The sequence below is a fragment of the Sorangium sp. So ce1153 genome (genome assembly GCF_051521595.1).
Lineage (GTDB): Bacteria > Myxococcota_A > Polyangia > Polyangiales > Polyangiaceae > Sorangium.
Genome location: NZ_CP150361.1, coordinates 63,288 through 90,014, shown reverse-complemented (window position 1 = coordinate 90,014; position 26,727 = coordinate 63,288). Strand labels below are relative to the sequence as shown.

Here is a 26,727-nt window from a genome sequence, read left to right as displayed (position 1 = left end):
GCAGCGGCGCGCCTCGGCCGCGGCTCACGGCACGTTCGCCGCGCCGGGCGTCACCGTCGCGGAGAACGCCCAGTCGGCGGCGGCCTGGTTCGTGTCTGTCCCGTCAGGAAGGCGGCAGAGCGATCCGGGCGCCGTGGCCAGGTTGCTGTCCGCCACGGTAGCAGGCAGCGCCTCGCCCTCGACGAGGCTCACGCTGGCGCCCTCGATCGTGGCGGCGGTGATGGCCCCCTCGTAGGAGAGCGCGTCAATCAAGTCTCCTGTCGCGGTGTTCATCAGCGCGATCCCGTCGGGAGCCCCGTTCTGCACCCGGTCGGTCTGCGTGCCCTCGAAATCGATCTTCAGCGCGCCCTCCGGCACCGCGACCGCCGTGCTGCCGACCACGAGGTACTGGCCGGCGGCGAGGGTCCCGGCCGGGCTGAGATCGAATGTCTCGTAGGCTGAAAGGGAGCTGGAAGAGCCGTTGACCAGCACGAGCGCGTGCCCCGCGAGATCCACGGGCGCGCCGGTGCCGTTGTAGATCTCGATGAACTCGGCCCCGTCCGTGCCCGCCTGGTCGTAGTCGACCTCGTTGATCACGAGCCCTCCGGTCGCCGTCACGGCCTCCACGGTCGCGGTGACCGCGCTCGCTCCGAGCGTCGCGGTCACCGTGACGCCGGCCGCCGAGCCGCCGTCCACGTAGTCGAACGTGGCGCTCAGCTGCCGGCCCGGGATCGTCACCGACGCGGGGAGGGTGCCGGCGCCCGGCGGGTCGAGCGCGAGGGCCACGACGGCGCCGTCCGCCGGCGCGGGGATGTCGAGCGTCACGGTGAACGACACCGTGCCGCCCGGCGCCACCGCGGCCTCGGCCGGGTCGAGCGAGGCAAGCGCCGGCTCCTCGGCCGGGTCGAGGACGCGCACCGCCGCGGCGAGGCTCACGTCGTCGAGCGCCGCGGTGAGGGTCACCGCCGCCGCCGCGGCGGGGGCGTCGAGCAGCACGACGGCGCTCGTCGCGCCGGCGGGCACGGTCGCGCCGCCGCCCACCACCGCGACCGCGGCGGGGTCCCCGGAGGTCACGGCCACGAACGTGTCGGCCGGCGCCGGGCCGGAGAGCGTCACCTGCAGCGGCACCGGGACGGTCAGCGCGGCCGTCTGCCCCACGTAGGCGAACGACACCGGCGGCCCGAACGCCACGAGCCGCGGAGGGCCGGCCACGAGGTCCTCGGCGCCGCGGGGCTCGATCTTCGAGTTGTCGTTCCGGTGGTCGAGGACGCCGCGGATCGCCGCGAAATTGTCGCCCACCTCCGGGAAGGGAGCGGCCAGGTACAGCAGATCGTTCACGCGTAGATCGCCCGTGACGATGAACTCCTTGTACATGGCGTCGAGCCCGATCACCTTGACGTCCTCCACCTCGACGAGGACGCCCTCGAGCTCGGCGGCGCGCGGCCCGCCGGTGGCGACGTCGGCCGGCGCGACGCGCTCCGGCGGCGGCGCCGCCTCGCCGAGCGACGCGCTCACCTCGACGACCGCGGAGCCGAGCTGGATCTGGCCGAAGAAGTCCGCGACCACCGCGCTCGTGATCCGCACGCGATCGCCGGCGGCCACGGTGTTCTCCGGGCTGAAGACGTAGACGCCGGAGTACGCGGGCCCGGCGTACCCTGGGTCCCCGGGCTTCACCTGCACGAAGAAGCCGCTCGCGAACCTCCCCGTCACGAGCGCGTTCTCCAGGGCCACCGTCGCGCCCTCCGCGACCGTGCCTTGCTTGATGTCGTAGATGCTCACCGTGCAGCCCTGGGTCCCCGGGTTCGCCTGCGCCGGGCAGAGGTCGCACGGGTCGCCCTTGCCGTCGCGGTCCATGTCGGCCTGGTCCTGATTCTGGACGCTCGGGCAGTTGTCCGCGCCGTTCAGCACGCCGTCGTTGTCGCTGTCGTTCGGGTTCGGCGTCGAGCAGAGGGTGCTGCCCGCGTCGAGCGGGCATGTGTCGCAGGCGTCGCCGTCGCCGTCGCCGTCGAAGTCGGCCTGGGCCCCGTTGTCGAGCGGCCGGATGGGGTTGAAGACGCTGGGGCAGTCGTCCGCGCCGTTGGCGATGCCGTCGCCGTCGAGATCGGCGTCCGTCGGCTCCCCGGTGTAGACGGTCGAGCCGTTCACCGAGGCGTTCACGGGCGCGGTCGCCGCGCGCGACGGCGTGCAGAGCGGCTCGCGCTCGGGCTCACCGCAGAAGAAGGCCGGGTAGATCTCCCCGGCCTCCTGCTCGAGCGCGTCCAGGCGCACCCCGATCTCGTCCTCGAGACAGACCTGCTTGGCGACGCCGCACACGTCGAGCTCGTCGCACACCTCCGCGCCCCGGACCGCCGACACCACGGCCGCGTCGCCGTAGAGGACCTTCCCGCCGCGCATCACCAGCACGACGTCCTGCGGCTCGGCGGCGACGATCGCGCGGTGCGGGGCGCGCTGCGCGCCGTCGAAGATCGCGATGTCCGCAATCTTCCCCGTGGCGAGCGCCCCGATCACGTCGTCCGTGGCCGTGACCGCGGCGGCGTTCCCGGTCACCATCATCCACAGCTCCTCGTCGGTGAAGAAGCCGTCGTAGTACGTCTCGTTGAGCGACGCCGCGCACCGGAGCTCGCGCAGGAGGTTCATCGAGCCGGTCGCGATCCAGTCGGTGCCGAGCGCGATCTGCACCCCGAGCCTGGCGGCGGCGGTGACCACGGCGGTGTCGCCGTACAGGGTGACGTTGGAGCGGGGAGACCAGATGAGCCCCGTGCCCTTCGCCGCCATCGCGGCGTAATCGGGCGCGGTCAGGCCGATCCCGTGGATGTACGCGCTCTGCGGCTGCAGCACGTCGTTCGGCTCGGCCTGCAGGCAGACGAACTCGTTGCGCGCCGACGCCTCGATCCCCTCGGCGACGTGCGGGCAATAGGCGTCCTCGCCCTCGATCTCCTCCCGCGTCACCATGTCGTTCGAGTAGCCGCATCCGCTCACGAGCTCGCGGCCGCTCGAGTCGCGGAGCGGGAAGGTGTCGAAATTGACCGGCGTCTGACCCAGGCCTTCCTGGTCCGCCCGGTCGAGGTTCCGGAGGAGCCCTGTCGCGCTCCCCGCGCCGACGATCGAGGTCGCGCCGCCCATCAGGAAGCGGAGCTCGCCCCAGCGGATCTGCGCCTGGCTGGCCGAGCCGCGGGTGTCGATCTCCGTGTGATCGCCGTTGCCGGTGCGCCAGTCGTGCCGGTGCTCATAGCGCTCCTCGGTCGGCGTATACGGGCTGTTCTGCGTGAACGTGATGTGGTCGTGCGGGTTGATCAGCGCCGGGGAGATGACGCCGGTCGGACACGTGATCTCCGTCGCGCCCGCCGCCTCGCAGTCGCAGCCCACGCACGCGATGGCCCCTCGCTCGTCCACGAGCACCCGCCCGCCGCGGTACACGGCGCCCGGGGCGAGCACGTCGCCGCGGATCAGCGTGGCGCCCGCGCCGGGCACGACCGCGCACGTCCCCTGCGGGAGCGGCGCCAGCTCCTCGCAGACGGTCTCCTGGGCCGGCGTCTTCGTGCAGTCGACCTCGCACCCGTCGCCGTCCGCCACGTTCCCGTCGTCGCACTGCTCGCCCGGATCGACGGCGCCGTCACCGCAGCGCGGGGGCACCTCGAGCTCGCACTCGGCCGAGCAGCCGTCGCCGTCCTCCGTATTGCTGTCGTCGCACGCCTCGCCCGCGTCGAGCGCGCCGTCGCCGCAGCGCGGCCCGGGCTGCTCCTCGCGCTGGCACGTCGGCGAACAGCCGTCGCCGTCCGCTGTATTGCCGTCGTCGCACACCTCGCCCTCGTCGACCGTGCCGTCGCCGCACACGCCGGAGGACCCATCGCTCCCGCTCTGTCCGCAGCCACTGAAGAGCAAGAGACCGAGGAGCACGACCAGGAGCCGCGCAGCGCGCATCGACCTGTGAGGCATGACGCTACTGTAGGCGATGCAGGCGCTCGCCGCTGTTTCGTTCAGATGACGCGCCGCCGGTCAGAGAGCAGATCGCGTCTGCCGAGATCGCCTGAATGCGAGCGCGCCAACTCCAAACAACGCGAGCCAGCCCACATGGCACAGCGCGCCGCCTTCGCGGGGCGCGCCAGCAGCGAGGCTGCATGCGCTCTCCCGCCGCTTCCCATCGATCGGCCGTCCTCCCTGGACGCCGCCGCCGGGCGGCGGGGCGCTCACCCCGCCGCCGCTCGACCCGCCGCTGGAACCGCTGCCGCTCCCTGTCCCGCCGCCCTCGTCCGGCTCGCAGCCCGCGGCCGAGTCGCGCAGCGCGTCGAGCGCGAGCTTCTCAACGCCGGTGTCGTCGATGAGCCCGTAGGACGGATCGTCGCTCGTCGCGTCCTGGAAGCTGGCCCAGACGACGCCGGCGACGTCCTGTCTGTCCGAGAGTAGCTCGAACGACGTGGTCAGGTTCGCCGCCTGCACCTCCTCGCCGACGAACGCCGTCGCCCACGCCATCCCGGTCACGACGAGCGCGCTCTCGTCGTCGGCCGCCTCGGCCGCGTCGCGCACCTCGTCCAGATAACCGGTGAGCGCCACCGGGTCGACCTCGCTGAACTGATTCACGAACAGCTGATGGCCGAGGTAGGACCACGGGTACCGCTCGCCGTAGCGATCCTCGAGCTCGTCCCACACGCGCTGGTCGTAGAGCTCGCGCAGGTAGTCGACCGCGGAGAGCGGCACGGCGGCGTCGTCCGAGGCGAGCAGGCCGCCCGTGATCAGCGAGAGCTTGTCCACGTTGAAGAGCGCCTCGTTGCGGACGCGGATCTGCGCGAGGATCTGCGCCAGCACGCGGGGCAGCACGTAGGTGCAGCCGGCGTTCTCGGGATCGACCGCGTAATTGGCGTTCTCGACGCAGTTCGGCTGACTCCAGATCTCCCAGCGGACGACGCGCCCGGCGAACCTCGTCATGAGCGCCTGTGCCGTGTCGGCGAACTCCTCCACGTAGCGGTTGTTGCCGTCTCCATCCGGATCGTCATTCCAGAGGGGCTGTCCTCCTTCGACCGCGCGGTGAGAGAGCAGCCCGAGCGGCTCGAGGCCCTCGGCGCGCAGGGCGTCGATGACGGCGTCGTACTCCGCGAGCCTGTCCTCGTCCCACCCGTCGTCGCCGTCGAGCTGGAACTCGACGCGCACGGCCCCGGCGCCCGCCCGCGCGAGCTGCTCCGCGCGCTCGGCGTCGAGGGTCACCGCTCCTGCATTGACGGGCGCCCCCGGATCGATGCCATAGAACGCGCATGGCACGCCCTGCGCCCCCAGGGCGGACGGCGCGAGGGAGAGCGTGGACGAGGCGACGAGAGCGACGACGGCTGCGCGCATGACCCGAAGATACCGCCGGCGGGCCGCGTCGACCAGAAAGAGGGCCGAGCCTCGGCCATTCGAGCCAGAGGGCGCCGCGGCGGCACGCCGCGCGATCACGGGCGTCCTGCCCTCGCGTTGAGGAGGCGGCGGCCCAGGCAGCCGCAGACGTCCACCGCGAGCACGATGAGGATCGTATCGTAGGGCACACGGAAACGCGTGTCGCCGAAGTAGAGCATCGCGACCACGAACAGGCTGACGATGAACATGACGAGCAGGCCATGACGGACGAAGCGGCGGCGGAAGCCGAGCGCCGTCGCCACGGCGAGCGGCAGCGGCAGCGTCACCATGGTCACGCCGTTCCATGCCCGCATGATGGGGCGGAACGGGGGCTGCCCCATATCGGGCCACGTGACATTGTACCACCAGAGCATCAGGACGTGCGTGACCGCATACTTCGCCTGCTTGAGCCAGCCGGTCTTCTGGATGCAGCGATCGGCGAGCTTGTGCAGCTTGTCCTCGTCCCACATCTTGCCCCGGATGGAGAGCTCCAGGCCCATCGCCGGATCCAGCTTGACGAGCGAGTCCGGGTGTCGCTGCTCGTGCCGTTGCAGATCGCCGATCGACGGCGGCCCGAACCAGTTGCGGTTCGCCTCGACCTTCACGTTGTGGCAGCGCCCGAACACGCGGTTCACGGCGCCGTTCTGGGCGACCAGGCTGAAGCGCCCGGTGTGGTACCGGGCGCGCGCTGCCGAGAAAGCCAGGACGAGCGCGATCGGGATGGCCGCACGCGCGAGCAGGGGGAGGCGGATCCGGCGGAGCGAGCTGCGGCGGAGCAGCCAGAACGCCGCGAGGAACGGCACGGCCATCAAGATCTGCGGCCGGACCGCGGCGCCGAGGCCCATGCTCAGCCCGAGCAGCCAGGCATCACCCCGGCGGCCCTCGTCCGCGAGCCGGATCGTATAGAAGGCCGAGGCGGCGACGAAGAAGGCGTAGTGTGCCTCGCTGAGGTAATAGCCGCCCATGGAAATGAGCGGATAATAGAGCACGCCGATCAACCCCACGACGCGCGGCACCCAGCCTCGACCGCTCAGCCGGCGCGAGGTCGCCGTCATGAAGCAGATCGTGAACGCCCCCATGACCGCCTGGAACACGGCCGTCGCCGTCTCGTTGTCCTTGCCGAAGACCGCCTTGACGGCCGCGAGCAGGTAATGCGCGCCGTACGGGAAGAACGCCTCGTCCGCGTGCCGCGCGAGAGGATCCTCGACGAGGCGATTGGCGCGCGCGACGTAGCCTCCCATGTCGGAGAAGACGTACTCGCCCGGGGGGTGGAGCCAGAGATTCCAGACGAGGCGCACCGCCAGTGCGAGCGCGGTCACCGCCAGCAGCAACGAGTGCCGCCCTGCCCAGCGGAGCACCCGGGCGCGGAGGGGAAACTCGGCGGGGCCCGGGAGGCTCTCCGGCGCCGGTGGCTCCCCGGCGGGGTCTGCGCCGCCCTCGACTTCGCTTGGTTGTGTCATGGCGTCGCGCCTTACCACATCCGGCCGCGAGCGGCGGCAACAGCGCAGAGCGCCGTCGCTCCGCCCAGGCTCGCTGGTTCACGGCGGCGCTCCGGTGGGAGGCGGCATGGATCGCGCGCCGCGGCCGCGGAGGATGTCCGCGCGGGAGGAGAGCTGCTAGACCAGGGTAGGCTTCGTGTCAGCGTGGCGAAGATCGCAGGATGACCAGGCGGCCGGTCCGCGATGGGCAGGATGCGCCGGTGGTCGAGGTGGCCGGGAGACATCGTCACGTGAACGGGGTCGCCGGCGCCGTACTTCAGAGGATACACGGCTGGGGCGTGACATGTCACGGCCGGGGGCGTGACATGTCACGGCCGGGGGCGTGACATGTCACGGCCGGGGGGACGGCCATAGCTCAGATGCCCATCACGCGCGGCAGGAGAGCGCAGTCTCCTTTGAAGCGCTTTGTCCCGCTGAAATCATCGTAGTTGCGCCTCGCGAGCCCCGCGCTCATTCGCCGGGCAGCGGCGAGAACGCGGGGCAACGGCGGGTGGCATCATTGTTGCGCGGATAACGCTCCGGACGACGCGGTGCTGCCATTTGAGCGTGGTTCACCGCCCGCAACATCGACCGAAACGCGCGCGCGCTCGGGTCCTACGTCCTCCCGTCATGGGTTGGCTCGGGTCCGACGCGCCTCACGATACAGAGACGAAGCCATCATGAAGATCGCGAAGTATGCTTTATCCATCAGCTTGTTTTGCGCCCTCGCGGGGTCTCTCTCGACCTCGGCGCTCGCGGCGGCGCCCGGGGAGATCGACGAGCCTGCGGGGTTCAGCCATTACTGCAGCATGACCTGGCCGGGCGGCGGCTGGGCCTACCAATGGGGCGGGAGCGACCCCTGCGGCGACCTCGAGGACGAGTTCGGCCCCGGCGACATCCGCAAGGCGGGCCTGTACTCCACGTCGGGGGCCAACCAGGCCGTGGTCTGGTGCGACGGCCAGACGTGGGGGCCGGTGTATTACCGCGGCAACGGCACTGGGCCTCTGACGGCCGCCTTCGACGACTCGGTCGACAGCGCGGAGCCGAACTGCGTGATGACGGTGTCGCCCCTCGCGCTGCCGATCTTCGGGCACACCCCGGGCACCTTCACGGGCACCACCAACGGTGTCGACTTCGCCCGGGATGACGCCGGCACCCTCGACACCGGCGATTTCGGAGCCACCGGGGTCAACCTCAACAGCGCAGCGACTCAGGTCAACTACAAAGGCCACGCGAAGACCGGGTACGGCAACAATCACGACGGCTACGACTGGTTAGCCTCCGAGGGCACCGACCTCTTCGCCGTCGCCAGAGGTAAGGTGATCTTCAACCGCGACTACCAGACCTCCGCGGTCGTGTGCGCCACGGCGGCGGCGGCGTGGATAAGCAGCCGCGCGACCAATAACTGCGTCAACCGCGATTTCGCGGCCGGGCCGCCGTCGGCGTGCAGCAGCTTCAGCGACCCCGCCCCGGCCTGCCAGACCGCCATCGCGGCCGGCAACTACATCGATTACCGAAACTCCGGGTGGGACGGAAACATGCAGGGCGAGGTGTACGTCCGCCACAAGATCGTCACCTCGCCGGCCACTTACAACGAGAGCTTCGTCGTCGGCTACTTCCACGTGAAGCGCACCAACGCGCCGATCGTGGGCACCAACCTGGTGGCGGGCGACCAGGTGGCCGACGTGGGCAATACCGGCTGGACCACCGCACCGCACTTGCACATGACGGTGATCCGCGAGACGAACGTGGGCACCCCCACCATCAAGGATCGCTGGTTCACGGTCAACCTCGACAGCTGCACCAACTGCACCGGCGGCTCGCACGAGTTCCATCACTACGCCGTCGACCCCTACGGCTGGCAGGCACCGGCCAACATCGACCCGCGCGGCTGGGCGACCAAGAACGGGGCCATGAGCCCGAAGCTCTGGCAGTCCGGGATCACGATCCCGGACGACGGCACCTGGGGCGACTGACGGCGAGGGCTCGATCGAAGGGCGGTTCGAGGAGTCGAGCGGCGAACCGCCACGCTCGCCTGAGGCGACGGAGTTCCACGCGCGGATCGGTCGGCCCGCGTGCTGCCCGGCGATCCGGCAGCGCAGGTCCGCAGAGCACCAACCGAATCATTCCCCCCGACCGCTGCGGGAAGCCTCCGGTTTGAACTTCCGTTCTTCCGGGAGGCTCCCGGCAGCGTCCAACCGGGCGCGGAGAGTGATAGTCTCATGAGTCATGACAAGACCTTATTTCGCGAATCCTTCAGGTCGCGGTAGAAACGGCTCTTCGCCCCGTCGAGTTCGTGCCGCCCCCCGCACGGACCCCAGCGAGCAGAGCTACCGCACTGGGCTCCTGCCTCGGGTAGCGTTCGATGCGTGATAGACGCGCTCGCCCGGCGCCGTCCCTGCGGGGCTTGACACGGGCGATAGTTCTACGGTTTCCTGCGCGCGCTTTGAAGGACGCGCTCGCGCCTCGCTTCGTCGAACGTCCGCGCGCGTGGGTCCGCCGCCTCGAAGCGTGGGCGGGCCCCGCGACCGGACGGCGCGCGCGGGTGCTCCGCGCCGCGGCGATCGGCCTCGTCCCCACGCTGCTCGCGCTGCTCGGCTTCCGCTTTCGCTGGGTGACCGACGACGCGTTCATCGATTTTCGGATTGTTCAGCACGTCCTCGCCGGCCACGGCCCGGTCTTCAACCTCGGCGAGCGCGTCGAGGCCTATACGAACCCGCTCTGGGTCGCGATCCTCGCGATCCTCGCCGCGCCGCTCCGCCTCTTCCTGGGCGAGGACGTCCCGCTCGCGTGGATGGCCGTGCTCCTCGGCCTCGCAAGCGCGGTGACGGGCGTCTTCCTCGCGCAGCGCGGCGCGCTCCGGCTCGCGCGCGCGCAGGGCCGCGTGGGCTCCCCACTGCCGCTCGGCGCGCTCGCGATCGTGGCGCTGCCCCCGGTCTGGAGCTTCGCGACCTCGGGCCTCGAGACCGGGCTCGGCATGGGCTGGCTCGGGCTCTGCTTCTGGGGCGCGACGCGCTTCCCCCGCGCGGGGCGGCGCTGGCTGCCGTTCGTGGTCGGCCTCGGGCCGCTCATCCGGCCGGATCTCGCGATCCACAGCGCGGGCTTCCTCCTGATCCTGCTCGCCGCGCTCCGCCCGCGATCATGGAAGCTCCTCGCCTACGCGCGCGTCCTCGCCGCCGTGGCCGTGCTGCCGGTGGGATATCAGATCTTCCGGATGGGGTATTTCGCCGCGATCGTGCCGAACACGGCGCTCGCCAAGGAGGCCTCGCTCTCGCGCTGGGATCAGGGCTTCCTCTATCTGAAGGATTTCGTTCGCCCCTATCACCTCTGGCTCCCCTTCCTCGCGGTGGTCCTGGCCGGCGCGATCACCGCGCTCGCGCCGCGCCTGCGCCGGAGGAGGCGGCTCCTCGCGCTCGCGCTCGTGCCCGTCGTCTGCGGGCTGATCCAGGCGGCCTACGTGACCCGCGTCGGCGGCGATTTCATGCACGGCCGGATGCTCCTGCCCGCGTGGTTCGCGATGCTGATGCCGAGCGCGATGGTCGCCGGGACGCGCGCGCGGCGGCCGATCCTGCGAGCGGTCGCCGTGGTGCCCTGGGCGCTCCTCTGCATGATCGCGCTGCGCGTGCCTTACATCGGCGGGCCGATGAAGGACGGGATCGGGCCGGACGGGATCGCCGACGAGCGATATTATTATACGAACCGGCTCGGCCTCAGGAACCCCGTGACCGTCAACGATTACAAGGGGTATGGCTGGGCGGCGGACGGGGCGGAGCTGCGCAGGCTCGCGGAGAAGAAGCGCGTCGTCGTCGTGCCCAAACCGGGCAAGGACAAGAACAAGACGAGGGAGCTCGAGCTCGCGCCCGGCGTTGCGTCGGATCTCGTGACGGCGCGCGGGTACGTGGGGATCCTCGGGTACGCGGCGGGGCTGCGCGTGCACCTCGTCGATCGGCTGGGGCTCGGCGATCCGCTGGCCGCGCGCGTGGCGCTGCCGCAGCGCGGGCGGCCGGGGCACGAGAAGTGGTTGGACGACGCGTGGGTGATCGCGCGCTTCGCGAAGGAGGGCAAGCCCGGCGTGGGGCGGCGGAGGAAGCCCAACGCGAAGGTCGAGGCGGCGCGGGCGGCGCTGCGGTGCGGGGAGCTCGGGGAGCTGGTCGAGGCGGTCACGGCGCCGCTCACGGCGGAGCGCTTCGTGAAGAACGTGAAGAGCGCGGTCCGGCTGACGAAGCTGCGGTTCCCGGGGGATCCGGCGGCGGCGAAGGCGCAGCTCTGCAAGTGAGCGGAACGCATCAGGCCGCGACGGCGGTGGTCTTCAGGCCGGCGATTTCCTCCCGGCAGCTTTCTGTCCCTCCCGACAGGATCACCGTCCCTCCCGGCAGTCTTTCTGTGCCTCCCGGAAGAGCCGCTGTCGCGGAATGAGCCGCAGCGCGTGAGCGCTGCACGGCCGCCGCCGTTCCGGAGGGGTCGAGAGCGACGCCGGAGCCATCGCCATGTCATGCCCGGGATCCGTGACATGCCACGCCGGGATCCGTGACATGTCACACCGAGATCCGTGACATGTCACGCCGGGCGATCACCACCGCGACCGGCTTTGCGGCGTAAACGGACCTGAAGCGCCCTTGCAGGACCTGGCCCGCGTATTGCCAATACCGTTGCGTGCGCCCGGACGCCTCGCGGCGGGCCAAGGTCGGTGCGGCAGCCATGTGCCGCGTCGCTCTGCCATTCAATTGCAATCAATTTGCGACAAATCGGTGTTCACCCGCTGCGGGAGCGGGGGTCCGGCGTCTGGGGATCCCCCAGTCCAAGCAGTCGGCGGTCGCTGCCCGCGGGTGGGTAAGGAAACGCTGTTCCTAGAGATTCAAAACTTCGAGAGCATGAAAGGAATATCCATGAAAAATCGTTATTCTTTGGGCCTCTGCAGCGTGGCCCTCGCAGTCCTGTCCGCCCCGCTGGGGTGCGCCGTCACACCGGGTGACGCCCTCCAGACGGAAGAGGAGGTCGTCGAGTCGACCTCACAAGCCATCACGGTTTCCGGGCTGAATCACTACTGCAGCGGGACATGGCCCGGCCTCGGCGGCTGGGCGTTCACCTCGGGTACGTCCGATCCCTGCGCCGCGATCACCAGCACAGGCGGCACCGTCAAGCGGAAAGGCCTCTACTCGGCCAGCGGCGTGAACCGCGTCGTTTACCGGTGCAACCCTCCCAGCTACAACTGGGTGGGCATGTACGAGGGCACGGGCGACGCCCCCTTGGCGGCAGCGTACGACGCCGCAGACGGCCAGTCGGAGTGCATCTTCACCGCGTCGCCGCGGTCGCTACCGATCTTCGACTCGCCCTTCTCGCTCTCGGCGACCTACACCCACGCCACCGGCTTCGACTTCGCCAAGGCGCCGTACAACACGCTCAACGTCACGGATTTCGGGCAGACGGGGTCGACCTCTGCCACGATCGTCGACTGGATGGGTCGGGACAAGAGCAGCGGCGGGTTCATCAACGGTCACGATGGCCACGACTGGTTGATGGCGAGAGGGACCGACATCAAGGCGGTCGCGGATGGCACCGTGGTCATGGCGCGTGACTGGAATTCAGGTTACGTGGGCAGCGACAGCCCCAATCAGAAGGAGGTCGCCATCCTGCACACGGTCCGCGGCACCGCGGGCTCCAGCTACGTGGAGCAGTTCATCACGTACTACGCGCACCTTCAGTCCTACTCCGTCGTGGTCGGCGACACCGTGACGAAGGGGCAGCAGATCGGCGAGTCCGGCAACACGGGCTCCTCGTCAGCGCCGCATCTGCACTTCAGCGTCATCCGGGTCACGAACACGGCGGACCAGCTCTCCGAGACCGTCACCTGGGGCAGCCCGCCGGTCCACAGCGACGGCGCCGATCAGGCCATCGAGCCCTACGGCTGGGGCGCGCCTGCGGGCTTCGATCCGTGGTCCTGGCGCGGCTACCCGGACGGCGCGCTGAGCGTCGCGCTCTGGAACAGCGGACAGGCGCCCTCGACCGGCACCTGGTAGCGCGCCGGAGCGGCGCTCGACGGTCATCGCTGCTCGACGAGCGCGCCGTCGCGCACAGCGCCGGCGGCGCGCTCATCTGGACACGACGCCCGCCGGGGCCCCGCTCCTGGCGCAGGACACCGATCTCCTCGAGCTCCTGGATCATCCTACACCACGCTTAGCTCGTCCAAACGCCGTCACGCACGACCCCGCAGCGCACCGTGCCCTGCATCGACGGCTCCTCGGGCGGAGTTCGCCACCCGGGCCTGCTCGAGAGCGTTCCGCCTGACGCGCGGCATGCCGGGTCGTCGTCTAGATGTCGGCCCCGATCGGCGGGGCCTCGCTCAAGGCAGGCGGGCAGCGGGCTCGCAGCCCCAGGACGCGCCGCGCTGCGGCGGCGCACGGCTGTGGAGGAGCATGCGCTCCCCCGTATCGCGGCGCGGGAAGAACACAGCGCGCGCTACATCGGCGCCAGGAGAGACCTGTTCGACCTCCGGCGCGCAGCAGCGATCCAGAACCTCGAGGCCGCCCAGCGGCCGATCCTGGAGGCGGCGTAGCCCATTGAAATCAGGCGACTTTCAACATGGTTGCCGCGCTAGCTCAATCCAGGTAAGTCACGGCGTAGGGTCGATCGCCATCGCCTCGAAGAGCTGCTTCCACCCCGCGTCCGCAGGCAGGCCCGAGTTCAGGAAGAACACCGCGTCAATGCCGCTCGTGTAGTTCGCGGGATCGCGAAAGTGGGCCACTGTGGCGCCCTGCGATACCGGGAACTGCGCGACGTAGGTCTGCAGGCCGGGGGGGCGCCCACCGGCGCTCGCGGAGCCCCCGATTCCGGACCAAAAATTCAACCCGAAGCTGATGTCGTTGTTCCGGATCAGCTGGAGGCTGGCTGCGTTGAACACGGGCCCGGCCGTCCGGATGCCCTGCATGAGCGACAGCAGATCGAGGGCGGTGGCCTTGATGCCTGCAGCGGCGCAGTACGTGTTGGGCTCCGAATACGGCGCCGCGCCGCTCGCGTAGTAGTTCGGCGGCGGGCTGTACCCCAGCACCTCGACGCGCTCTGCGTCCTTCAAGCAATCCACGTTATGCATCCCGAACGGCCTGAAAATGTGCTCGTCGACGTACGCGGGGAAGCTCATGCCGCTGACCTCTTCCACGAAGAGACGGAGCATGCACGCGTTGTATCCCGAGTAGCTGTAGCTGCCGAGCGGGCCGTTGAACAGGGACGTGTTGATGTTCGACTCCCAGGTTCCGGGCCCGTTGTCGCACCCCCCGTTCTTCAGGTTGGACAGGTGCGTCATGGCCTGGAGCAGGGTGATGTTCCAGAGATCGTTGGAGTTCGGGGCGCCGAGGGTGCTGCCGGGCAGATCGTTCTGGACGTGGGGGATCAGCTTCTCCGTCGCCACGTTGATGCCTGCATCCTGGCTCACCTTCAACGCGGCGAGCGCCGTCAGCGCCTTGGTGATGCTCAGCCAATCCCACTGCGCGTCGGGCGTCATCAGCTTGTTGCCGTCGCTCGGCGCCTGCGCGTAGCCGACCGAGCTGGCGCCCAAGAGCTCGCCGGACTGCATCAGCGCGACCGTGTATCCCATCGCCTCGCCGCCGACCACGTTCATGAAGTGGTCGTCGATCTCGGCCATCCAGGTCGGCGCGACGACGGGATAGCTCGTCCTGACGAGCTTCTCCTCCTTCATCGGATCACCAGAGGTCCGCGCCTCCTTGTACCGGTCGAAATCGACGAGCTCGAGCCCGTCGACCTTGTTCTGCAGGAACGTCGTGGAGAACTGCTGCAAGCGCGAGCCGCCCACAAAGTCCTGCGCTGCGGTCCCGCCCCAGTGGAAGAAGCCGTCGTAGTATCGCACGCCTCCGCTGATGTGCGTCTCGAGCTCGGTGAGCTGCCAGCCGGCGTCCGTGTTGTCGCGCCACGCCCGCACGAACTTGTCATAGGGCTGATCGATCGCGGCGACCCAGCCGGACTGCCCAGACGTCTTCGTCATCACCACCGTGTACCGTTTCACGCCGGCGCTGTCGTAGTAGGTCTCGACGTCCGACGGGCGATATCCCGTGTTCGTGAACGGCGTCGACCACGCCCAGAAATTGGCGGCCGTCCCGTCGTAGATCTCCTGCAGTCGCGTACCTGGGCGCCAGACACCGATGTAGACCACCCCGTTCGAGATCTGCTGCACCTCGACATCCGAGATCTCCATGCCGTTCAGCGCGTTAGCGGCCTTCTGGGATTGGAGCTGCGCCAGCGTCATGCCGGCATTCAGGCCGTACGGGCCGCTGCCCTGCACGAAAAGGCCGTCGAAGCGGGCCGTGTTCGACGCGTCGTAGAACATCCCGATCCGCGACAGGAGCTTGCCCTGGGTCGCCTGGGTGTTCCAGTCGCTGACGAAGTCGTCCCACAGCCTGCCGAGCACGAGCGCCTGCTGCATCGTATTGCTGCCGGTCCGGTACACCCCAGCGACGAGCGGCTCGTCGCATGTGGCCTGAAGGCTCGTCAGACCAGCGCTCTGGATGCTGACGTCCGTCGCGATGCTGAGCATGACCTTGCCCAGGGGGGAGCTTCCGCTGAAGCTCCCCGAGCCGGTGAGCTCGACCCCGCCGCTACACCCGCCCGCAGTCCCGGGCGAGGCGACGCCGCCGACGCACATCCGGTCGAAGTTCGCCTCGAAGTTGGCGGACGCGGTCCACGTGAAGGCACCCCCGTAGCAGGGATCCCACGGCACCTGATGGGTGACCCCGTTCGCGAGCGTGCCGGCACCCTGGCACAGACGCCCGTTGTCGTACCCGCAGTTGATCGGGTGCGTCGCGCCCGTGAGCTCCAGCGTGGTCTCCGCGATCGGCTCCAGCGCTTGCTCAGAATCGGGCCGAGAATCATCGATGTCCGTCTCGGTGCATCCCGCACCGGCGGCGAACAGCAGGGCACTCAGGAGTCGTATATTCCTCATTCGCTCACCTATCGTTTAGAGTCGCCGGTCCACCTGCAGGAAGCCGCTTCATCGCGCCGCAGCCGCCGACTCCCGGCAGCGCCGGAGTGATCAAGGCTGTCGAGCGCTCGCACCCCCGCCCGCAGCGAGCCGATCAAGCCCGGAGGTGTTGGCGGAATCGTTCTGGCGGAGGGCTGCACAGCAATCCTCAGGCCATGCCCGATGTCGTGTTCAGGACTGTCTAGACGACAACCGCAGCCGAAAGGACGAACCGCCCAGCGTGACATGTCACGGTTCGGGCGTGACATGTCACGGTCCGGGCGTGACATGTCACGGTCCGGGCGTGACATGTCACGGTTCGGGCGTGCTGTCCCGCAATCCCGGATCCCGGAGCGGACCGCATCGGCAGCGCGCTTCACCGCCGTGCCGCCCGCAGGCGCTGAGCCTGCGCGCTCGCCGCGCCCGCGCGCACGCGGCGCCCCACCGCCGCGGCGAGTTTTGCTAGCATCGCCGCCCCATGCCCTGGCTCTGGTACGTAGGTCCCCTGGCGTTGCTCGTCGTCTGGTTCCTGACCGGCTTGCGCACGCGCCACGAGGCGCGGCGCGACGGCGAGCTCGTCCGGTGGCGCGCGCTGATGACCCCGAAGGCGACGGCGCGCCGGCCCGGGGGGTACCGCGACAGCCGGAAGACCAGCGCCGAGATCGTCGGCCCGCGCCCCGTCCGCTCGGCGCCGAGCAGCCTCGAGCGGATGCTGCAGGAGACGGGCGGCGGCGCGGTGATCGCCCGTTTCGAGCTCGTCCCGAAGCTCGCCTACGTCGCTGTCGTCGGGCCGGACGCAAAGAACGGCAGCGAGTACCAGGTGGTCCTGGCCAAGCTCGCCAAGGCCGCGCCCCGGCTCACCGTGTGCCCGCTGCCCATCCTCGACGGCACGCGCGCCCCGAACACCGGCGTCCAGTTCAAGAAGGACCCGGAGTTCATGGAGCACTTCCTTGTCGAGGGGCCGGAAGCGAAGGCGATCGGCCGGTGGCTCTCGACGCGCGTCCGCGATGCGCTGCGCGAGTTCCCCGACGCGTGGCTCTTCGTGCAGGACCGCGTCATGGCGCTCGCGGTGTACGGCCCCGTCGACGCGGAGCGCCTGCAGGAGCTCGCGATCACCGCCGACGCGATCTTCGCGGAGCACGGCAGCGACGGCGCTCCCTCGCTGCTGTTCGAGGGCGACAGCGACGACGAGGATGACGACGCTGACGACGAAGAGGAAGACGAAGACGACAGCGACGAGGACGAGGATGCGCCGGCGTCGGCCCCCGCCGGCTCCGCCGAGCAGGGGGCGCCCGCCTCCGACTCGACCCGACCTGCCTCGCGCCGGCCGTAGAGCGCCTCCTCTCACACCACATCGTGCGTCCTGCGGGAGCGCGCCGTCTGGCAGCGCGTCGCGGCATCTCCTCCGCATCGCAACGCGCGACCGAGACGCCGGGCCGCGCGCCCGAGGGCGCCATTCGACGACCACAGACGGGCCGAGCCATGTTAGTCATCGCAGCCGGGCCTGATTGAACGCCAAGCCGCTGCTCTCCTTCGCCGTCCTGCTCTCGCTCTGGCTCGCGGCGCCGCTCGCCGCCCCGGCAGAGAAGAAGAGCAGCTGGGTCAAGTCCCAGGGCTCCCGCGCGGAGCTCCAGCTCGACGTCCTGAGCAAGTCGGCCGACTGGTCGATGGACGACGTCGACGCCGAGGTGAGCACCTTCGGCCTGACCTTCGCCCTCGTCGGCCAGCTCCAGTGGCGCGACCGGCTCCTCCTCGACGCGGAGCTGCCGCTCGCCTACGGCAACGTCTCGGCCTCGTTCCGGGCCGATCGGCTCGGCGTCGACGAGAGCAGCAGCGCCGGCAGCCTCCTCTTCGGCAACCCCTCGATCGGCGCCCACTACGCGCGCGCCCTGTCGCGCAAGCTCGCCGTCTTCGGCGGCGGCGCGCTCTCGATCCCCGTCATCACCGACCCCAACGCGGACGCCCGCGCCGCGCTGCAGGCGACCGCCCCGGCGCGCGCCTACTACGACCTCCACCGGCTCATCCCCGCGCACTTCCCCCTGAAGGTCCGCGGCGGCGTGGAGGCCGAGGTCGCCACGCGCCTCGTGTACCGCGCCGACACCGCGGTGATGCTCGCGCTCCCGATCAGCGGGGGCAGCGTCGATCTCGTGCTCGAGCAGGGCAGCGAGCTCGAGATGCGCGGCAAGGGCGCCCTCGGCGGCGGGCTCCGGCTGCAGGCGGCGCTCACGCTCACGCGCGACGACATGGCGCAGCTCGCGCTCGAGCCGTTCGTCAGCTACACGCCGGAGAAGCCTGGCTTCTACGGCCGGGCGGGGCTGCTCGTCGCGCTCGACTCGCCGCTCGGGTTCGGCCTCGCCGAGGACAAGGTCGCCACGCTGCGGCTCGCGGTAGGCCACCGGTTCTGAGCCCGCGCGGGACCGGCGCCGCGCCGCTCGCCTGCTCCTTCCCTTCTGCTCCCGTCCGCTCCCGTCCGCTTCCGTCCGCTTCCGTCCGCTTCTTCCCTTCTGCTCCCGCCTCTCGGCGAGGGAGCTCTCGCGCCCGCCGCCTCCCGTCGTAGGCTGCGACGGACCGCGAACGACGCGGGCGAAAGGCGGTGGCCGGCATGGGCGAGCAGCACGTCTCCGAGCAGGCGAACGAAGAGCAGCTTCAGGCCTTCATGCGGGCGTTGCTCGACGACGTGGACGCGCTCGAGCGCCTCCTCCAGGAGGACCGCATCGAGTCGGGCGTGCGCCGGATCGGCGCGGAGCAGGAGATGTTCCTGGTGGACCGCGCGCTCCGGCCCGCGCCGCTCGCGCCGGAGGTGCTCGAGCGGGCGGCCGACGGCCGGCTCACGACCGAGCTCGCGCGCTTCAACCTGGAGGCGAACCTCTCCCCGCTGCCGTTCGGCGGCGACTGCCTGCGGCGCCTCGAGGCCGAGCTCTCCGACGTCGTCGGGCGGGCGACCGAGGCCGCGCGCGCCGTGGGCGCCGAGGTGCTGCTCGCGGGCATCCTCCCGACCCTGCGCGCCGGCGATCTGCGCCTGGAGAACCTCACCCCCTCGCCGCGCTACCACGAGCTCAACCGCACGCTCTTGCAGCTGCGCCAGGGCGACTTCCGCGTGTCGATCCACGGGCTCGACGAGCTCGAGATGACCCACGACAACATCCTGCTCGAGTCGTGCAACACGAGCTTCCAGGTCCACCTCCAGGTCGGGGCGCGCGAGTTCGCGCCGCTCTACAACCTGGCGCAGGCGGTGACTGCGCCCGTGCTCGCCGCCGCGGTCAACTCGCCGCTGCTCCTCGGGCAGCGGCTCTGGCAAGAGACGCGGATCGCCCTCTTCGAGAGCTCGATCGACACCCGCCCGAGCGCCCGCGAGAGCCGGCAGCACCGGCCCCGCGTGCACTTCGGCGACGGCTGGGTCCAGGCCGGCGCGCTCGAGCTCTTCCGCGAGGACATCGCGCGGTTCCGCGTGATCATGACCGCCGAGACGGGCGAGCCCCCGGCCGCCGTGCTCGCGCGCGGCGAGGTCCCGGACCTCAAGGCCCTGCGCGTCCACAACGGCACCATCTACCGCTGGAACCGCCCCTGCTACGGGGTCGTGGACGGGGTCGCGCACCTGCGCATCGAGAGCCGCGCGCTGCCGGCGGGGCCCACGGTCCTCGACGAGGTCGCGAACGCCGCGTTCTTCTTCGGCCTCATGTCGGGGCTCGCCGCCGAGCACCCGCGCGTCGACCTCGAGATGTCGTTCGAGGATGCCAAGGCGAACTTCTTCGCGGCGGCGCGCCACGGCCTCAAGGCGCAGCTCACGTGGTTCGGCGGCCAGAGCCTCGCCGCCCCGGAGCTCATCCTCTCGCGCCTCCTCCCGGCCGCCCGGGCTGGCCTGTCGGAGGCGGGCATCGACGCCGCGGACATCGACCGCTACCTCGGCGTCGTCGAGGAGCGCGTGCGCCGCGGCCAGACCGGCGCGCAGTGGGCGCTCGGCTCGCTCGCCGCGATGGCCGGGCAGGGCACCCCGGAGGTGCAGCACCGCGCGCTCTGCGCCGCGATGCTCGCCCGCCAGCGGGAGGAGGCCCGGAGCGGCGGGTCAGGGTGCCCGGTGCACACCTGGGAGCCCGCCGCGCTCGAGGTCGACCGGGACCTCCTGCGCGACAGCTACCGGACCGTGGGCCAGTTCATGTCGACCGATCTCTTCACGGTGCGGCCCACGGACATCGTCGACTTCGCCGCGAGCGTCATGGACTGGCGGCACGTGCGCCACGTGCCGGTCGAGGACGACCAGGGCCGGCTCGTCGGCGTCGTCTCGCACCGCGCGCTGCTCCGGCTGGTCGCCCGCGGCGCCGCGGCGGCGAACGGGGCTGCGCCGCCCACGGTCGCGTCGATCATGCGGCCCGATCCGGTGACGATCACGCCCGAGACGCCGACCCTGGAGGCGATGCGGATCATGCGCGAGCAGCGCGTCGGCTGCCTGCCCGTCGTGGCCGGCGAGCGGCTCGTCGGCATCGTGACCGAGCGCGATCTCCTCGACGTATCGGCGCGGCTGCTCGAGGCCTTCCTGCGCGAGGCGTGAGCGTGCGCGGCGGCCCCCAGGGCGACAGAAGAGAAGAAACGAAGAAAGAGTGAACCGCCAAGGCGCCAAGAGCGCCAAGAGAGGGCGAGAGAGAAAAAGGGCCGGGATGGCCGGAGACGCCAGCAACAATCCACCTGGCGTCTATTGGCGTTCTTGGCGGCTTTATTCTTCAACCGGTCTGCTCACAGGTCGCTGATCTCGGAGCAAGTCATCTCGTCGCCGCGCGCCTGGCAGTCGAGGAGCGTGCCGTAGGTATTGAAGAAGCCCTGCTTCGTGCGGGTGATCTGGTATCGAGTCGCGTCGATCTGACGGATGCTCGTGTAGCTCGCCTGACACCCCGTGGCGCCGAGCCCCGCGATCAGGAGCCCCAGAATCCAGAGACGCTTCATTCGCCCACCTCCGTCACCTCGACCGGCGTGCACTCCCCCTTGCCAGGCTGATCGGGGCACATCCAGATCTCGGGGCGGACGCCGCCGAAGAAGTGGTTCTTGTACCCGGTGACATACACGTAGCCCGGCGCCGCCGGCGCCGAGTCGCTGGCGAACGTGGCACACCCCGCGAGCGCCGACGCGCCGCAGAGCAATGCGCTGAATCGAATGAGCTTCCGCATGGCCCATCACGCTATCGAGGAGGGCCGATGTAGGCCAAATTAGCGTTCGCGTTCGTCCAGCCGATATTCCTCCGTCTCCCCTCGTGAAGCGCGCTCTCCGCCCCGCGCTCCTCGCCCGCGCGAGGTTGACACGTCGCGTTAGCCCTCCTAAGGATCTCCGCCCAACCGGCGTGCTCTGGCCAGCCGGGATCCGGGGGGCTGCGCGGGGCGCGCGGGGTGGGCCCGCGGTGGGCTCTCCGGCAGCAGAGGAGTCGACATGGCTTCAGGCAAGAATGGGAAGAGCGGCAAGGACCGGGTGGCGGTCGTCGCCGGGCTGCGCACGCCGTTCACGAAGGCGGGGACGGCGCTCAAGGCGCTGCGCACCGTCGATCTCGCCGCCACGGTGGTCAAGGAGCTCATCCAGCGCAGCGAGGTGAGCCCGCGCGACGTCACGCTGGTCGTCTACGGCCAGGTGGTGCCGACGCTCGACTGGCTCAACATCGCGCGCGAGGTCGTGCTGCGCACGGGCTTGCCCAAGGACATCGACGCCTACAGCGTCTCGCGCGCCTGCGCGACGTCGCTCCAGGCCATGACGAGCGCCACCGAGGCGATGCTCGCCGGCCAGCACGACGTCGCCCTCGTCGGCGGCGCCGACAGCATGAGCGACGTCCCGCTCGGCGTCTCCCGGAAGCTCGCCGGCGCGCTGACCGAGCTCCAGAAGGCGAGGACGCTCGGCGCCCGGCTGGAGATCCTCTCCCGCCTCTCCCTGAAGGACATCGTGCCGCCGGTCCCCGGCTTCTCGCGCGAGCCGACCACGGGCGAGCAGATGGGCGAGGCGGCCGAGAAGATGGCGAAGCAGAACGGGATCTCGCGCGCCGAGCAGGACGCGATCGCCCACCGCTCGCACACGAACGCCGCGCGCGCCTGGCGCGACGGCACGTACGCGGCCGAGGTCATGCACGTGATCCCCCCGCCGTACGACAAGCCGGTCGAGCGCGACAACGTGGTCCGGGACGACTCGACCCTCGAGGCCTACGCGAAGCTGTCGCCGGCCTTCGATCGCCGCCACGGCACCATCACCGCGGGCAACGCGTCGCCGCTCACCGACGGGGCGAGCGCGCTGCTCCTGATGCGCGAGGGCAAGGCCAAGGCGCTCGGCTACCAGCCGCTCGGGTACGTGAAGTCGTGGTCCTACGCCGCGGTCGACCCCGGCTGGCAGCTCCTCATGGCCCCGGTGCTCGCCGCGCCGCGCGCGCTCGACCGCGCCGGCCTCTCCCTCGCCGACATGGACCTCGTCGACATGCACGAGGCCTTCGCCGCCCAGGTCGCGTCCAACCTGAAGGCGCTCGCGTCGCCGTCGTTCGCCGCGGACAAGCTCGGCCGCTCCGAGGCCGTCGGCGAGATCGACCCGGAGAAGCTCAACGTGAACGGCGGCTCGATCGCGCTCGGCCACCCCTTCGCGGCCACGGGGGGGCGCATGGTGCTCTCCACGCTCCGCGAGCTCAAGAAGCGCGGCGGCCGGCACGCGCTCCTCACCGTGTGCGCAGCGGGCGGGCTCGGCGCCGCCGTGGTCCTGGAGGCAGCATGACGACGACGTTCGACCAGGCGGCGCAGGCCGCCGCGGAGCGGGGCCCCATCTCCCTCGAGGTCCGCCCCGACGGCGTGGCCGTCGTGACCTACGATGTCCCCGGCGAGGCGGTCAACACGCTGAAGCCCACGTTCGCCGGCGATCTCGCGCGGATCATGGCCCGGATCGCCGGCGACCCGCTCATCAAGGCGGCCATCCTCGTGTCCGGCAAGCCCGACACATGGATCGCGGGCGCCGACATCGACATGCTGAAGAGCGTCACCACGGCGGCCCAGGCCGAGGCGATCTGCCGGGCCGGTCACGAGGCGGTCCTCGGGATCGTGCGCTCGCCCAAGCCGGTCGTCGCCGCGGTCCACGGCGCCGCGCTCGGCGGCGGCTTCGAGGTGGCGCTCGCCTGCCACGCGCGCGTGCTGAGCGACGACCGGAAGACGGTGCTCGGCCTGCCCGAGGTGCAGCTCGGCCTGCTCCCCGGGATCAACGGGCTGCAGCGGCTGGCGGAGCGCGCCGGCCTGCAGGCGGCGCTCGACCACGGCCTCACCGGCAAGAACATGCGCCCGTCCAAGGCGCGGCAGCTCGGCGTCGCCGACGACGTGGTCCCCGCGCCCATCCTGCAGGAGACGGCCGCGGCGCTCGCGCTGAAGCTCGCTGAAGGCGGCCCCCCGTTCCGGCCGGCCCGCGGCGCCAAGAAGGCGCCGGAGCTCGACGCCGCCGCGCTCACCCGCGCCGCCCTCGAGCAGAACCCGATCGGTCGCGCTGTACTTTTCCAGCAAGCGCAGAAGAAAACGCGTGAAAAAACCGGCGGGCACTACCCGGCGCCCGAGCGGATCATCGAGGTGCTGCGGGCCTACGCGGACCGGGGGTTCGAGGCGTCGCGGGACGTCGAGGCCCGGGCTTTCGGCGAGCTCGTCGTCTCGAGCACGGCGCACCGGCTGATGGAGATCTTCTTCGCGACGACCGCGATGAAGAAGGACACCGGCGTGGACGACCCCGCGGTGCAGCCGAGGAAGGTCGAGAAGATCGCGATGCTCGGCGCCGGCCTGATGGGCGCTGGCATCGCCTACGTGAGCCTGAACGCCGGCATCGCGGTGCGCCTCAAGGATCGCGACGACGCGTCGCTCGGCCGCGGGCTCAAGTACGTGACCGACATCCTCGGCGACCGAGTGAAGAAGAAGCAGCTCACGCCGCTCGAGCGCGACCAGAAGCTCGCGCTGCTCACGGCGACGACCGACACCTCGGGCCTCAAGGGCGCCGATCTCGTGATCGAGGCGGTGTTCGAGGATCTCGCGGTGAAGCACGCGGTCCTGCGCGAGGTCGAGGCGAGCGGCAGGGACGGCGTCATCTTCGCGTCGAACACGTCGTCGATCCCGATCGCCCGGATCGCGGCCGGGTCGAGGCGGCCGGAGAACGTGGTCGGGATGCACTACTTCAGCCCGGTGCACAAGATGCCGCTGCTCGAGGTCATCCGGACGGAGCGGACGTCTCCCGAGGTGGTGGCCACGGCCGTGGCGGTCGGCAAGCGGCAGGGCAAGACGGTGATCGTCGTGAACGACGGCGTCGGCTTCTACACGAGCCGCATCCTCGGGCCGTACATGAACGAGGCGAGCTGGCTCCTCGCCGAGGGGGTGGCCATCGAGCAGATCGACCGGGCGCTCGTGGCGTGGGGCTGGCCGGTCGGCCCGCTGGCGTTGCTCGACGAGGTGGGCATCGACGTGGCCGCGCACGTCGGCCCGATCATGCTCGAGGCGTTCGGCGACCGGCTCGCCCCGCCCCCGACGATGGCCAAGCTGGTCTCCGACGACCGCAAGGGCCGCAAGAACGAGCGTGGGATGTACCTGTACGGCGCGGCGGCGAGGAAGAAGGGCAAGGGGAAGCACGCCGACGAGAGCGTCTATGCCGTGCTCGGCCTGCCGGTGCCGGCGGCGAAGGACAGGCCCCCGGTGCCCGTCGAGGAGATCCAGATGCGGTGTTCGCTCCAGCTCGTGAACGAGGCGCTGCATTGCCTCGGCGAGGGCATCCTGAGGAGCCCGCGCGACGGCGACATCGGGGCGATCTTCGGCCTCGGCTTTCCGCCGTTCCGCGGCGGCCCGTTCCGCTACGTCGACAGCCTCGGCGCCGCGGAGGTGCTCCGCCGCATCGAGGTCTACGAGCGCCGCTTCGGCAAGCGCTGGACGCCCGCCCCGGCGCTCGTCGAGGCGGCGAGGACCGGCAAGCACTTCTACGACTGACGCGGCGCCCTGAACGTCGAGGCGGCTCAAAGCAGAGAATTTGAACCACAGAGGCACAGAGGGCACAGAGGAGAGAAATACATCTCTCGTCCCTCCGTGCCGCCGTGGTCCATGGTCTCTCGATCTTCATCCATTCTCTCCCCTCTGTGCCTCTGTGCCTCTGTGGTTCAAATTCTCTGATCTCTCACGGTTCACCGATCGCAAACCGTCTGCCCGGCACAGGATGGCCCGCGCATTGCTCATCTCCCGAGCAAGGGCAGATCGCGCGGGAGGTATTCAGTCATGCGGAAGTGCGTTCGCGATTCGGTGGTCGTCATCACCGGGGCGTCCTCGGGGATCGGCAGGGCGGCGGCGATCGCGTTCGCGCGGCGCGGCGCGAGGGTCGTCATCGCCGCGCGGAACGCGGCGGCCCTCGAGGAGGTGGCCGCGGAGTGCGCCAGCGTCGGCGCACAGGCGCTCGCCGTGCCCACGGACGTGCGGGAGGAGTGCGCCGTCAGGGATCTCGCCCGCATCGCGTGCGAGGCGTTCGGCAGGATCGACGTCTGGGTGAACAACGCCGCGGTGTTCCTCTACGCGCGCGCGGACGAGGCGCCCTACGAGACGTACCGTCAGGTCATCGAGACGAACCTGCTCGGCTATGTGCACGGCGCGCGGGCCGTGCTGCCCCATTTCCGCAGGCAGGGCGCCGGTGTGCTCATCAACAACATCTCCGCCCTGGGCAAGTTCGGCGCGCCCACGATGAGCGCCTACGTGATCTCCAAGTTCGGGGCCATGGGCCTCGCGTCCTGCCTGCGGCAGGAGCTCCTGAGCACCCCGGACATCCACGTCTGCACGCTCCTCCCCTCGGCCGTCGACACCCCGATCTACCAGCACGCCGGCAATTACACTGGCCGCGCCGTCCAGCCGATCCCGCCGGTGGCCCGCCCGGAGCAGGTCGTGAAGGCGATGGTCTCGCTCGCCGAGCGGCCGAGGCGCGAGGTGTACGTCGGCGCCGCCGGCCGCATCACCGCCGCGGCGCTCGCCCTCCTCCCGGGCCTCACGGAGCCGGTGATCGCCGCGTATGTGACGAGGACGACCTTCCTCGATCGGGCGGCGCCGCACACCGAAGGGAACATCTTCGTCCCCATGAAGCACTGGACCTCCGTGACCGGCGGCTGGCGCGCCACGTCGGGAGTCGCCGCGCTGCGCGACGCCATGCGCGCGGCCGTCCGCGTCGCGCTCGCGATCCCGGCCGCGGCGGTGGAGCGCCTCAGGCCACGATGACATCGCCGCTCTGGCACCTTCCGTACGCGATTCGCCAGCCATCCTGACGCGCCGCCGTCCCCGGGGTGTCTCCCAACCTCGGGGGTCCTGTGACGTGTTCTCCACGGTTGCCCGGCATGCTGCGCCCCGACCAACGATTTGATGAGAGAAAGGAGGCGCAACGATGAGCCGTTATGTGGCGCGCACGCTCCGGAGCGATGACTTTTCGACACTGATGGAACTCGAGGCGGCGCTCTTCGGAAGCGCGGGAGAGGGCGAGCTCGGGCGGTATTACATCCGTCTCTGCTGCGATTTCTTCAACGACTCTTGCTTCCTGGTCGAGGCCGCGGGCAAGCCGGCGGGCTACCTGCTCTCCTTCGCGCGCGGCAAGGAGGTCTACTGCACGACCCTCGCCGTCCTGCCCGAATACCAGGGCTCCCGCGCGACGCACACGCTCCTCCGGGCGTTCGTCGGCTCGATCCTCGGGTGGGCGGAGTCGTGCTGGTTCACCGTCGAGGAGGACAACCACGCCGCGCGGGCGCTCCACGCCATGCTCGGCGCGAGGGAGATCGAGGTGCGCCCCGACTTCTATGGCACCGGGCACCCGCGCATCATCTCGCGCATCGATCGCGACGCGTTCCTCGCCCTCCGGGCCCGCTTCGAGCGGGTGGGGCTCGTCGAGCGCCCGGCCGAGGCGAAGGAGCCGCGCCCGGCGGAGAGCGGCAGTATCGCCGCGGTGGCCTGAGGC

Annotated in this window: 17 protein-coding genes; 11 read left to right on the top strand and 6 right to left on the bottom strand. The window is 70.5% G+C overall.

Features of this window, described 5'->3' with window-relative positions; all coding sequences use genetic code 11:
- Nucleotides 1-24: 24 nt before the first annotated feature.
- The 3 genes from WME85_RS00315 to WME85_RS00305 form a co-directional block, all read right to left on the bottom strand.
- On the bottom strand, nt 25-3,915 hold the full coding sequence (locus WME85_RS00315; protein ID WP_437834081.1) for a lamin tail domain-containing protein: 3,891 nt from the start codon (nt 3,913-3,915) through the stop codon (nt 25-27).
- A 60-nt stretch (nt 3,916-3,975) separates the two neighbouring features.
- A complete protein-coding gene (locus tag WME85_RS00310) occupies nt 3,976-5,307 on the bottom strand; it encodes a family 1 glycosylhydrolase (RefSeq protein WP_437834080.1) in 1,332 nt (443 codons plus the stop codon).
- Between the two features lie 95 nt (nt 5,308-5,402).
- Nucleotides 5,403-6,806, bottom strand: a complete 1,404-nt coding sequence (locus WME85_RS00305) for an ArnT family glycosyltransferase (protein ID WP_437834078.1) — start codon at nt 6,804-6,806, stop codon at nt 5,403-5,405.
- A 698-nt stretch (nt 6,807-7,504) separates the two neighbouring features.
- On the opposite strand from WME85_RS00305, the gene WME85_RS00300 reads away from it, so the two are divergent.
- The 4 genes from WME85_RS00300 (at nt 7,505) to WME85_RS00285 (ending at nt 13,377) form a co-directional block, all read left to right on the top strand.
- Nucleotides 7,505-8,800: a M23 family metallopeptidase gene (locus tag WME85_RS00300; protein ID WP_437834076.1), complete on the top strand. Its 1,296-nt coding sequence runs from the start codon at nt 7,505-7,507 to the stop codon at nt 8,798-8,800.
- Nucleotides 8,801-9,270: 470 nt separating this feature from the next.
- The gene (locus WME85_RS00295; RefSeq protein WP_437834073.1) at nt 9,271-11,100 is read left to right on the top strand and encodes a hypothetical protein; all 1,830 of its coding nucleotides are present in this window, start codon (nt 9,271-9,273) and stop codon (nt 11,098-11,100) included.
- Between the two features lie 610 nt (nt 11,101-11,710).
- A complete protein-coding gene (locus WME85_RS00290) occupies nt 11,711-12,841 on the top strand; it encodes a peptidoglycan DD-metalloendopeptidase family protein (RefSeq protein ID WP_437834071.1) in 1,131 nt (376 codons plus the stop codon).
- Between the two features lie 386 nt (nt 12,842-13,227).
- Entirely contained in the window at nt 13,228-13,377 is a 150-nt protein-coding gene (locus tag WME85_RS00285) for a hypothetical protein (RefSeq protein WP_437834069.1), read from the top strand.
- Between the two features lie 57 nt (nt 13,378-13,434).
- On the opposite strand, the gene WME85_RS00280 is transcribed toward WME85_RS00285, so the two are convergent.
- The gene (locus WME85_RS00280; protein ID WP_437834067.1) at nt 13,435-15,771 is read right to left on the bottom strand and encodes a serine hydrolase domain-containing protein; all 2,337 of its coding nucleotides are present in this window, start codon (nt 15,769-15,771) and stop codon (nt 13,435-13,437) included.
- A gap of 496 nt (nt 15,772-16,267) precedes the next feature.
- Between WME85_RS00280 and WME85_RS00275 the strand changes: the two genes are divergently transcribed.
- The 3 genes from WME85_RS00275 to WME85_RS00265 all read left to right on the top strand — a co-directional run bounded on the left by WME85_RS00275 (nt 16,268) and on the right by WME85_RS00265 (nt 20,335).
- Nucleotides 16,268-17,122, top strand: a complete 855-nt coding sequence (locus WME85_RS00275) for a hypothetical protein (protein ID WP_437834065.1) — start codon at nt 16,268-16,270, stop codon at nt 17,120-17,122.
- A gap of 175 nt (nt 17,123-17,297) precedes the next feature.
- Nucleotides 17,298-18,194 carry a hypothetical protein gene (locus WME85_RS00270; protein ID WP_437834063.1) on the top strand — a complete coding sequence of 299 codons (897 nt, stop codon included), beginning with the start codon at nt 17,298-17,300 and terminating at the stop codon, nt 18,192-18,194.
- Between the two features lie 197 nt (nt 18,195-18,391).
- Nucleotides 18,392-20,335, top strand: coding sequence for a CBS domain-containing protein (locus WME85_RS00265; RefSeq protein ID WP_437834061.1), 1,944 nt, complete (start codon nt 18,392-18,394; stop codon nt 20,333-20,335).
- A 182-nt stretch (nt 20,336-20,517) separates the two neighbouring features.
- Here the strand turns inward: WME85_RS00265 and WME85_RS00260 are convergent, their stop codons facing one another.
- Nucleotides 20,518-20,724, bottom strand: coding sequence for a hypothetical protein (locus WME85_RS00260; protein WP_437834058.1), 207 nt, complete (start codon nt 20,722-20,724; stop codon nt 20,518-20,520).
- Nucleotides 20,721-20,945 carry a hypothetical protein gene (locus tag WME85_RS00255; RefSeq protein WP_437834056.1) on the bottom strand — a complete coding sequence of 75 codons (225 nt, stop codon included), beginning with the start codon at nt 20,943-20,945 and terminating at the stop codon, nt 20,721-20,723. The genes WME85_RS00260 and WME85_RS00255 overlap by 4 nt, the downstream gene beginning before the upstream one ends.
- A 256-nt stretch (nt 20,946-21,201) precedes the next feature.
- Here WME85_RS00255 and fadI point away from each other — a divergent pair, with 256 nt between their 5' ends.
- From fadI to WME85_RS00235, 4 genes are all read left to right on the top strand, one after another.
- A complete protein-coding gene (gene fadI, locus WME85_RS00250) occupies nt 21,202-22,512 on the top strand; it encodes an acetyl-CoA C-acyltransferase FadI (RefSeq protein ID WP_437834054.1) in 1,311 nt (436 codons plus the stop codon).
- Complete coding sequence (gene fadJ, locus WME85_RS00245) at nt 22,509-24,737, top strand: fatty acid oxidation complex subunit alpha FadJ (protein ID WP_437834053.1); 2,229 nt, start codon at nt 22,509-22,511, stop codon at nt 24,735-24,737. The genes fadI and fadJ overlap by 4 nt, the downstream gene beginning before the upstream one ends.
- A gap of 282 nt (nt 24,738-25,019) precedes the next feature.
- A complete protein-coding gene (locus tag WME85_RS00240; RefSeq protein ID WP_437834051.1) occupies nt 25,020-26,000 on the top strand; it encodes an SDR family oxidoreductase in 981 nt (326 codons plus the stop codon).
- A gap of 163 nt (nt 26,001-26,163) precedes the next feature.
- The gene (locus WME85_RS00235) at nt 26,164-26,724 is read left to right on the top strand and encodes a GNAT family N-acetyltransferase (protein ID WP_437834049.1); all 561 of its coding nucleotides are present in this window, start codon (nt 26,164-26,166) and stop codon (nt 26,722-26,724) included.
- The last annotated feature ends 3 nt before the right edge of the window (nt 26,725-26,727 follow it).